The sequence below is a fragment of the Achromobacter denitrificans NBRC 15125 genome (genome assembly GCF_001571365.1).
GTDB lineage: Bacteria > Pseudomonadota > Gammaproteobacteria > Burkholderiales > Burkholderiaceae_B > Achromobacter > Achromobacter denitrificans.
In genome coordinates this window covers 24018-32974 of record NZ_BCTQ01000056.1, presented here as the reverse complement: position 1 = coordinate 32974, position 8957 = coordinate 24018, and the positions used below count along the sequence as shown (strand labels likewise).

Sequence of the window (8957 nt, the reverse complement as noted above, 5' to 3'; positions counted from 1 at the left end):
TACAAATCTGGCCGCACCGTCGGCGGCCAGCCAACACCAATTACATCCCACTGTGCGCGTGATCATCGAGCTTAGTCTCTGATTACCCACACGTTGTGTTTCTTCCAAGATTGGAGCAGTTGCGCTAGCAGCCGCTCAACCAGTTACGCCTGACGACCATAGCGAGTTGGTCCCACTCCTTCCCATCCCGAACAGGACAGTGAAACGACTTTGCGCCGATGATAGTGGACGGACGTCTGTGAAAGTAGGTCATCGTCAGGCTTTTATTGCTCAAAACCCCACAGGTACACCCTGTGGGGTTTTGTTTTTTGTGAAAGCCCATGGCGGGCGCCTGTCGAGCCAGTCTCCAGGTGCCAACCGTTGGGCCAGCTCCAGCATTGGAGCGCTTGCCTTGAAGGCAGGCGTTCAAACAGCTATGCCTGACAACCATAGCGAGGTGGTCCCACTCCTTCCCATCCCGAACAGGACAGTGAAACGCCTTTGCGCCGATGATAGTGGACGGACGTCCGTGAAAGTAGGTCATTGTCAGGCTTCAAACCAGGAACCCCGCAGCTAGCGCTGCGGGGTTTTTCTTTGGTGCCTGCAAGTGGACGATCAGGCTGCAAGCCGCGCCAGCATTGAATGTGCCCAAATAACAACGGCCGTGGGCGGGGTGGCTTTGTGCGGTAAGATTGACCGAGTCAATTCGTTGGAGCGTTATCGTGAGTGATCCCCAGACCCCCGTGCCCGGTACGACTTTAGATCTGCGCACGCTGACCCACGTTGCTTATGGCCTGTACGCCCTGGGCTTTCTGACGAGTGGATTTCTGGGCATCGCCACCTTGGCGGCCGTTGTGCTGATGTACATCAAGCGCTCGGATGCCGCGGGCACCGTGTATGCCTCCCACTTCGACTGGCTGCTGCGCACGTTCTGGTGGGCCTTGCTGTGGCTGGCCATCAGCGCCATCGCGACCTTGATTTTCATCGGATGGATCGGCCTGGCCGCTACCGTGGTCTGGGTGCTGTACCGCCTGATCAAGGGCTGGCTGGCCCTGTTGGAAGGCGCGGCGCCGACTACCTACGCCTGATCGGATTCCAGCCTTGCGCGAAAGGTCGGCCTATGCCGGCCTTTTTCTATTGGCACGCGGGACGCGCATCGGTCCCGGATGCGACACTGGCGAGCCTGTTTTCCGTCCAATAGCCAGGACCGAATTCCATTCGTGCGCGGTCTGCGCACGATCAGGAAAGCACCACGTAGGCGGCGACGGCCAGCATCGCGCCGCCGAACACCAGCGCCTGGACCCGCAAGGCGCGGGGCGAGGTATAGCGGCCCAGCACGACCTGGCCGCCGTAGATCCACGGGAAGTGGCAGAACAGGCCCAATACCACGAATGCGGCGCTCAGTTGGGCGACCTGGCCGGCAAGGCCGGCCCCCGGCGTCAGGAACTGCGCGAACATGACGATGATCATCGAGTGGATTTTCGGGTTCAGCACCACGCAGACGAAGCCGTCCACCGCGCCCAGTCGCTTGCCGCCGTCCTGTCCGCCTGCTGGCGCGGCGCTGGCGCGGAAGAAGCCCCATGCGAGGTACAGCAGATATGCGGCGCCCGCCCATTTCAGGATGGCGTGGAGCTGCGGATATTCATGGAGCGTTCCGCCCAGGCCCAGGCCATAAAGGGCGCAAAGCGCCAGGTTGCCGGCCTCGAAGCCTACCCAGAACGGCACCGAGCCGCGTACCCCGTAGCGACCGCCGGCGGTAGCCAGCAGAGTATTGCCGGGCCCCGGGCTGACGATCATCGGCACCGCATAGCCGAGGAACACCGCCCAAACATCCCATGCCATCATTGCCGCCGTCCTTTCATCGAGTGGGCGGGCCGATGACGCCTGATGGCTGCGGCCCGAAAGGCTCTAGTAGATAGCGCTATCCGGCCGTTTCAAAACGATCTATTCTCATACGCTTCATAAATACAGCTAATCAAGGACCATGCGACGCCTGCCTCCTCTCGGAGCGTTGCGCGCCTTCGAGGCCGCCGCCCGGCACCTGAGCTTTACGCGGGCCGCGGACGAGCTGTGCGTGACGCAAGCCGCGATCAGCCATCAGGTGCGGCAACTGGAAGAGTGGCTGGGCGAGCCCATGTTCACGAGGCGCGGGCACGCGCTGACGCTCACGCGCAAAGGCGCCTCGTATCTGGCGGAGCTGTCGCAGGCCTTCGACCATATCGCGGCCGCGACCGGACGCGTGCGCGAGGCCGCTACAGGGCCACTGCGCATTACCGTGCTGCCGTCATTCGCCTCGCGCTGGCTGTTGCCGCGCCTGCCCGCTTTCCGGGCCAGGCATCCCGACGTGGATTTGCGCGTAACCAGTTCCCTGGAAACCTGGGATGGCGGCGAGGGATTCGACGCCGGCATCCGTTCGGGCCTGGGCCGCTGGCCGGGGCTCAAAGCGGACCTGGTGGCGCGCGAATCGCTGTCTCCCGTGTGCAGTCCGGCATTGGCGAAAGGCCCGCCAATGCTGGCTGAGCCGGCCGATCTGGCTTCGGTGTCGTTGTTGCATGACCAGCCGCGCGCGGCGTGGTCCCAATGGTGCCGTCATGCGAACGTCACGCTGGACCTGTCGCAAGGTCCGGTATTCAATGATTCGGCGCTGGTCCTGCAGGCCGCGGCGGACGGGCAGGGAGTGGCTCTGGGGCGCTTGACGCTCGCCGGCGACGACTTGCGCAAAGGGCGTTTGGTGCGGCTCTTCGATCTGGTTCTGCCGAACGACTACAGCTATTGGATCGTGTATCCGCGACTGGCGACGCAGCGTCCGGACTTGGCGGCATTTCGCGGCTGGTTGCTTGAAGAAGCGCGCCAGGCTTGACGATGGAGGGATGCGGATAAAGCGATGCCGGCACAGCTGGCAGGGTTGCCGCTGGCGGATGGGATGTGACGCGGGGGACGTGGCGCAGCGGATTCATGCTCGCCCGGCACTGAGCCAGGGCGTCGAGGCGAGCAGGAGGCAGGGACGTACGGGGTACGCCCTTTGCCTGCTTATTTCAGATGTGCGTTGACCAGCTTGGTCAGTTCGAACATCGTGACCTGATCCTTGCCGAAGATCGGGCGCAGCTTGGCATCGGCGTTGATGTTGCGCTTGTTGCTGGCATCTTGCAGGTTGTGCTTCTTGATGTATTCCCAGATCTTCTTGGTGACCTCGGTACGCGGCACGGCTTCCGAGCCGATGACAGCGGCCAACTCGGCGCTGGGGGTCAGGGGCTTCATGAATGCAGCGTTCGGCTTGCGCGCGGTCGCGGGTTTGGAGGTTGTGGCCATAATGCGGCGCTCCTTCTCTGGCTGTTGGAAAAATTGTCCTGCGGCCGGAGCATAACGTGTCTCTCCCGTAAAGACAAAGGCATTTATCCTCTGTAGCAACTAAAATGCACAGATTGTCCCCCCTCTCTCGTCATTCTGTAACCTCCTATGTACGCACGTTCTCCACTGGAATCAATCCGGCTGTTTCATGACGAATTGACGGCGCTGCGGCGCGATCTGCATGCTCATCCCGAACTGGGTTTCGAGGAGGTGCGGACGTCCGGAATCGTGGCCGGCGCGCTGGAAGCGCTGGGGATCGAGGTGCATCGGGGCATCGGCAAGACGGGCGTGGTCGGCGTCATCCGCGGCAAGCGCTGCGACAGCGGACGCATGATCGGCCTGCGCGCCGACATGGATGCGCTGCCCATGACGGAGGACAACGATTTCGGCCACAAGTCCACGAAGCCGGGGCTTATGCACGGCTGCGGGCATGACGGCCACACGGCGATCTTGATCGGGGCGGCCAAGTATCTGGCGCAAACGCGCAATTTCGACGGCACCGCCGTGTTGATTTTTCAGCCCGCCGAGGAAGGCCGCGGCGGCGCGCGCGCCATGCTGGAAGATGGCCTCTTCGACACCTTTCCGTGCGATGCGATCTACGCGCTGCATAATTGGCCGGGCCTGAAGCCCGGCACCGTGGGCATCAACCCCGGGCCGATGATGGCCGCGGCCGATCGCTTCGAGATCCAGATCACGGGGCGCGGCGGCCACGGCGCGCATCCCTACCAGACCATCGATCCGGTCACTATCGCGGGGCAGATCATCACGGCCTTGCAGACGATCGTGTCGCGCAACGTGAATCCGCTGGATTCGGCGGTCGTTTCCATCGGATCCCTGCAGGCCGGGCATCCCGGCGCGATGAGCGTGATTCCGCGTGAGGCCAAGATGGTGGGCACGGTGCGCACGTTCCGCAAGTCCGTGCAGGAAATGGTGGAAACGCGCATGCGCGAACTGGTGTCGGCGATCGCGGGTGCTTTCGGCGGCACGGCGGAGGTAATCTACGAACGCATTTATCCCGCAACCCTGAACACGCCGCAGCACGCCAACCTGGTGGCCGACATCGCCACCGAGATGATAGGCAAGGAGAACGTGGTGCGGGACCTGGTGCCTTCGATGGGCTCCGAAGATTTCTCCTTCATGTTGCAGAGCAAGCCGGGCGCCTATTTCCGGCTCGGGCAGGGCGGGGCCGATTCCGGCTGCGTGCTGCACAACTCGCATTTCGATTTCAACGATGCCGTCATTCCCCTGGGCAGCGCGATGTTCTGCGCGCTGGCCGAACGGGGCATGCCGCTGGCAGATTAAGAAGCCCTTCCATGTCTACTCAAAGCACGACTCAGCTCACCATCACCCGGCCGGACGACTGGCATTTGCACCTGCGCGACGGCGCCGCCCTGGAGGCCGTGGTGGCAGACACCGCGCGCCAGTTCGCGCGCGCCATCATCATGCCCAACCTGAAGCCGCCGGTCACGACCACCGAGCAGGCGCTGGCCTATCGCGGCCGCATTCTTGAGGCCTTGAAGAAAGCGGGAGGCAATGCCGACGCCTTCACGCCGCTGATGACGCTTTACCTCACCGACAACACCTCGTCGGAAGAGATATTCCGCGCCTACGAGTCGGGCCAGGTCTATGCCGTGAAGCTCTACCCCGCGGGCGCCACGACCAATTCGGACGCCGGCGTGACGGACCTGCTGGGCAAGTGCGCCAAGGCGCTGGAAGCACTGGAAAAATGCGGCATGCCGCTGTTGGTGCATGGCGAAGTGACGGATCCGTCCATCGATCTGTTCGACCGCGAGGCGATCTTTGTCGAACGCGTCATGAAGCCGCTGCGCCGCGCTTTCCCCGCCTTGAAGGTGGTGTTCGAACACATCACGACGAAAGAAGGCGCGGAGTACGTGCGGGATGCCGAAGGCCCCATTGCCGCGACGATCACGCCGCAGCACCTGCTGTACAACCGCAACGCGATTTTCCAGGGCGGCGTGCGGCCGCACTTCTACTGTCTGCCCGTCCTCAAGCGCGAGACGCACCGCCTTGCGCTGGTCGACGCGGCCACTAGCGGCAACCCGCGTTTCTTCCTGGGAACCGACAGCGCGCCGCATGCGCGCGGCCTGAAGGAGCATGCCTGCGGCTGCGCCGGCTGCTACACCGCCCTGCACGCCATGGAGTTGTACGCAACCGCGTTCGACGCGGTGGGCAAGCTGGACAAGCTGGAAGGTTTCGCCAGTTTCCACGGCCCGGACTTCTACGGCTTGCCGCGCAATACGGGCACGTTGACGCTGGCGCGCGAGGCCTATCAGGTGCCCGAGGAGCTGGCGTTCGGCAACACGACGTTGGTTCCGCTGGCCGCGGGCGAAGCGCTGACCTGGCGCGCGCGGGCCTGACCGGCCGCGGGACGGCGCCGCTCCGCAAGGGGCGCGCCATTAAAAAATGCCCCCGACGTCGGGGGCATTGTTCTTGCGCCTCTATATGTATATAGAGACAGCCTGATTACAGCGTGCCTTCGCGGCGCGCTTCCAGCAGTTCCCAGCGGGCGAAGCGTTCTTCGAGTTCGCTTTCCAGCTTGGCCAGTTCGCCGTTGATGCGCTCGACCTCGGCGGGCGCGTCGCGATACAGGCTCCCGTCGGCGAGCTTGCCGGCGAGTTCGGCCTGCTGCGCCTCCAGGGCGGCGATGGCGTCGGGCAGGCCTTCCAGTTCGCGCAGTTCCCAGGAGTTCATCTTGGCGGACTTGGCCGGCTTGGGACGCGCGGCCTTGGCGCGCGCGGCGGCATCGTCGGCGGGCCGGGCGGCAGCGGCGGCGTCTTCGGCGGGGGCCGCCGGCGCGGGCCGCTGCGCGACCCACTCGTCGTAGCCGCCCACGTAATCGCGCCAGCGGCCGTTGCCCTCGTAGGCGATGGTTTGCGTGACCACGTTATTGAGGAAGGCCCGGTCATGGCTGACCAGCAGCACCGTGCCCTGGTACTCCTGCAGCAACTCTTCCAGCAGTTCCAGGGTTTCGATGTCGAGGTCGTTGGTGGGTTCGTCCAGCACCAGCACGTTGGCGGGGCGGGCGAACAGTCGCGCCAGCAGCAGGCGGGCGCGTTCGCCGCCGGACAGGCTGCGCACCGGCGAACCGGCGCGGGCGGGCGAGAACAGGAAGTCGCCCAGGTAGCTCATGACGTGCTTGCGGGTGCCGCCGATCTCGACCCATTCGCTGCCCGGGCTGATGATGTCCACCAGCGTGGCGTTCTCGTCCAGTTGCGCGCGCATCTGGTCGAAGTAGGCGACGGACACGTTGGTGCCCATCCGCGTGGTGCCGCTGTCGGGCTGCATTTCACCCAGGATCAGCTTGAGCAGGGTGGTCTTGCCGGCGCCGTTGGGGCCGATGATGCCGATGCGGTCGCCGCGCAGGATGGTGGTGGAGTAGTCGTCCACCACGATTTTGTCGCCGAAGGTCTTGCCGATGTGTTCGAGCTCGGCGACGAGCTTGCCGGAGCGCTGGCCTTCGGCCAGCGCCAGCGAAACGTTGCCGACGCGTTCTCGGCGTTCGGCGCGTTCGACCCGCAGCTGTTCCAGGCGGCGAACGCGGCCTTCGTTGCGGGTGCGGCGCGCTTCGACGCCCTTGCGGATCCAGACTTCTTCCTGCGCCAGCAGCTTGTCGAAGCGGGCCTGCTCCAGCCGTTCGGACTCCAGCCACTGTGCCTTGCGTTCCTGCCATTGCGAGAAGTTGCCCGGGAAGCTCAGCAGCTTGCCGCGGTCGAGCTCGACGATGCGCGTGGCGATGGAGTCCAGGAAGCGGCGGTCGTGGGTGATAATGACGGCGGCGCCTTTCCAGCCGCGCAGCATGTCTTCGAGCCAGGCGATGCCTTCGAAGTCGAGGTGGTTGGTGGGTTCGTCCAGCAGCAGCAGGTCCGGCTCGTCGACCAGCGCGCGGGCCAGCGCGACCCGCTTGCGCGTTCCGCCCGACAGGCCGGCGATCTGCACGTCGGCGGGCAGGCCGAGTTTTTCGAGCACGGCGCGCACGCGCGACGGGCGCTGCCAGTCTTCGTGATCGCCTTCGACGTTGCAGACCACGTCGAAGACCGTGGCGTTCTCGTCGAGTTCCGGTTCCTGCTCCACGGTGGCCACTCGCAGGCCGGAGCTGCGGGCGATATCGCCGTCGTCGGGTTGGGTCCTGCCATCCAGCAATCTCAGCAGGGATGACTTGCCCGCGCCGTTGCGGCCGATGAGGCCGATGCGCTCGCCGGCCTGGATGGCGAAATCGGCGTGATCCAGCAGCGGATGGTGGCCATAGGCCAGCTGGACGTCGGTAAGGGTGATGAGAGTAGCGAGGGCCATGTAATCGGGTAGCGTCTGCGTCGATGCGAATCAAGGCGTATTGTCGCAGGAACCCGCGAGGCCGTTTGCGGCGGGTGCCGAGGCGTCCGCTTCGGGGACGGAGCCGCCACCTGTACTAGAATACGAACCGCAAGGCGGATCGGGCGATCGCGGTGGATGAAAATCCATCGAGGAAGGTCCGGACTCCACAGGGCAGGATAACGGCTAACGGCCGTCCGGCCGCGTCTTCGGGCGCGGTTGAGGAATAGGGCCACAGAGACGAGTCTGCGGGGTGGGCGCGCATCGCGCGCACAGGTACGGCCATCTCCGTATCGCGCCGTCCGGCAACGGGCGGCGGCATCGCAGGGTGAAACGCGGCAACCTCTATCCGGAGCAACATCAAATAGGCATGCGTGCGGCCTCCGGGCTGCGAAGGGCGGCTCCGTCCGAGTATGCGGGTAGATGGCTACAGCGGCCCAGCAATGGTCCGCGCAGAGGAATGATCGTCCGCCAGGGAAACCTGGTGTACAGAATCCGGCCTATAGATCCGTCTTGCAACTCATTCTCAAATCGGGCGGCCGCCAGATCGGTTCCGGCGCCGCGCGGACCGGGCCGCGCCATTTTTCCGAAGGCCGGCGGCGCCGGGCACGGCGGGAAGCCTCGCCAATAGGAGCGAAGGACCGATCGTAAAACAATGCAAAGCCATTGTTAGCCGCTACTTCTGAAGAAGGACTTTTAGATAGTGCCGCAACCTCCTGATTTATTAGGAGGTTTTTATTTTTGCGGATTTACATATTGATCTAAGTCCTTGTTGTGATTGAAAAAATTGCAACCACGCGCTTGACCGCCCCTGTCCCATACCGTAGAGTGGGAAATAGTAGGAAATTGTGCAATTAAGTGGGGTAAAAGTGGTGTTTCAGGGAAGCAGCGCGCTCACGCTGGATGCCAAGGGACGGATCTCGATTCCGACCCGGCATCGTGACGCGCTCGTATCGCAGGCCGACGGCCGGCTGACCCTGACTCGCCACCCTGACGGCTGCTTGCTGGTGTACCCGCGGCCCGAATGGGAAAAGAAGCGCGAGCAGATCGCCGCCTTTCCCATGTCGGCCCGCGCGTTGCAGCGGCTGTTGCTGGGCAACGCTCAGGACGTGGAACTGGACGGCTCCGGCCGGGTCCTGATCGCGCCTGAACTGCGCAACGCTTCCGGTATGACGCGCGATGTGATGCTGCTCGGTCTGGGCGCGCACTTCGAGCTGTGGGACGCCGCTACCCTGGCCAGCCGCGAGGCTGAGGACCTGGCCAAGGGTATGCCGGATGTGTTGAATCAGTTTTCGTTCTGA

8 protein-coding genes, 2 rRNA genes and 1 other RNA gene are annotated in these 8957 nt (G+C 64.1%); 8 read left to right on the top strand and 3 right to left on the bottom strand.

Annotated features, from left to right (window positions below; translation table 11 throughout):
• Nucleotides 1-148: 148 nt before the first annotated feature.
• From rrf (ADE01S_RS28580) to ADE01S_RS28570, 3 genes are all read left to right on the top strand, one after another.
• Nucleotides 149-261, top strand: a 5S ribosomal RNA gene (rrf, locus tag ADE01S_RS28580).
• Nucleotides 262-418: 157 nt separating this feature from the next.
• A 5S ribosomal RNA gene (gene rrf, locus ADE01S_RS28575) occupies nt 419-531 on the top strand.
• Between the two features lie 170 nt (nt 532-701).
• On the top strand, nt 702-1067 hold the full coding sequence (locus ADE01S_RS28570) for a DUF4870 family protein (protein WP_062685147.1): 366 nt from the start codon (nt 702-704) through the stop codon (nt 1065-1067).
• A gap of 151 nt (nt 1068-1218) precedes the next feature.
• Here ADE01S_RS28570 and ADE01S_RS28565 read toward each other — a convergent pair whose 3' ends face one another.
• Nucleotides 1219-1824: a LysE family translocator gene (locus tag ADE01S_RS28565; RefSeq protein WP_062685146.1), complete on the bottom strand. Its 606-nt coding sequence runs from the start codon at nt 1822-1824 to the stop codon at nt 1219-1221.
• Between the two features lie 139 nt (nt 1825-1963).
• On the opposite strand from ADE01S_RS28565, the gene gcvA reads away from it, so the two are divergent.
• A complete protein-coding gene (gcvA, locus tag ADE01S_RS28560) occupies nt 1964-2839 on the top strand; it encodes a transcriptional regulator GcvA (RefSeq protein WP_062685145.1) in 876 nt (291 codons plus the stop codon).
• Between the two features lie 170 nt (nt 2840-3009).
• On the opposite strand, the gene ADE01S_RS28555 is transcribed toward gcvA, so the two are convergent.
• Nucleotides 3010-3288 carry an SWIB/MDM2 domain-containing protein gene (locus ADE01S_RS28555; protein ID WP_006217453.1) on the bottom strand — a complete coding sequence of 93 codons (279 nt, stop codon included), beginning with the start codon at nt 3286-3288 and terminating at the stop codon, nt 3010-3012.
• Between the two features lie 147 nt (nt 3289-3435).
• On the opposite strand from ADE01S_RS28555, the gene ADE01S_RS28550 reads away from it, so the two are divergent.
• Nucleotides 3436-4629, top strand: coding sequence for a M20 aminoacylase family protein (locus ADE01S_RS28550; protein WP_062685144.1), 1194 nt, complete (start codon nt 3436-3438; stop codon nt 4627-4629).
• An 11-nt stretch (nt 4630-4640) separates the two neighbouring features.
• Nucleotides 4641-5705, top strand: coding sequence for a dihydroorotase (pyrC, locus tag ADE01S_RS28545; RefSeq protein ID WP_062685143.1), 1065 nt, complete (start codon nt 4641-4643; stop codon nt 5703-5705).
• 106 nt (nt 5706-5811) lie between these two features.
• Here the strand turns inward: pyrC and ADE01S_RS28540 are convergent, their stop codons facing one another.
• Nucleotides 5812-7638, bottom strand: a complete 1827-nt coding sequence (locus tag ADE01S_RS28540; protein ID WP_062685142.1) for an ATP-binding cassette domain-containing protein — start codon at nt 7636-7638, stop codon at nt 5812-5814.
• A 131-nt stretch (nt 7639-7769) separates the two neighbouring features.
• Here ADE01S_RS28540 and rnpB point away from each other — a divergent pair.
• An RNA gene (gene rnpB, locus ADE01S_RS28535) (RNase P RNA component class A) lies at nt 7770-8175 on the top strand.
• Between the two features lie 353 nt (nt 8176-8528).
• Nucleotides 8529-8957: a division/cell wall cluster transcriptional repressor MraZ gene (gene mraZ / locus ADE01S_RS28530; protein WP_062685149.1), complete on the top strand. Its 429-nt coding sequence runs from the start codon at nt 8529-8531 to the stop codon at nt 8955-8957.

What these genes read in the sequence shown, in the direction of transcription:
- ADE01S_RS28565 (WP_062685146.1), bottom strand. Translation starts at nt 1,824, where the DNA reads ATGATGGCATGGGATGTTTGGGCGGTGTTCCTCGGCTATGCGGTGCCG.
- gcvA (WP_062685145.1), top strand. Translation starts at nt 1,964, where the DNA reads ATGCGACGCCTGCCTCCTCTCGGAGCGTTGCGCGCCTTCGAGGCCGCC.
- ADE01S_RS28555 (WP_006217453.1), bottom strand. Translation starts at nt 3,288, where the DNA reads ATGGCCACAACCTCCAAACCCGCGACCGCGCGCAAGCCGAACGCTGCA.
- ADE01S_RS28550 (WP_062685144.1), top strand. Translation starts at nt 3,436, where the DNA reads ATGTACGCACGTTCTCCACTGGAATCAATCCGGCTGTTTCATGACGAA.
- pyrC (WP_062685143.1), top strand. Translation starts at nt 4,641, where the DNA reads ATGTCTACTCAAAGCACGACTCAGCTCACCATCACCCGGCCGGACGAC.
- ADE01S_RS28540 (WP_062685142.1), bottom strand. Translation starts at nt 7,638, where the DNA reads ATGGCCCTCGCTACTCTCATCACCCTTACCGACGTCCAGCTGGCCTAT.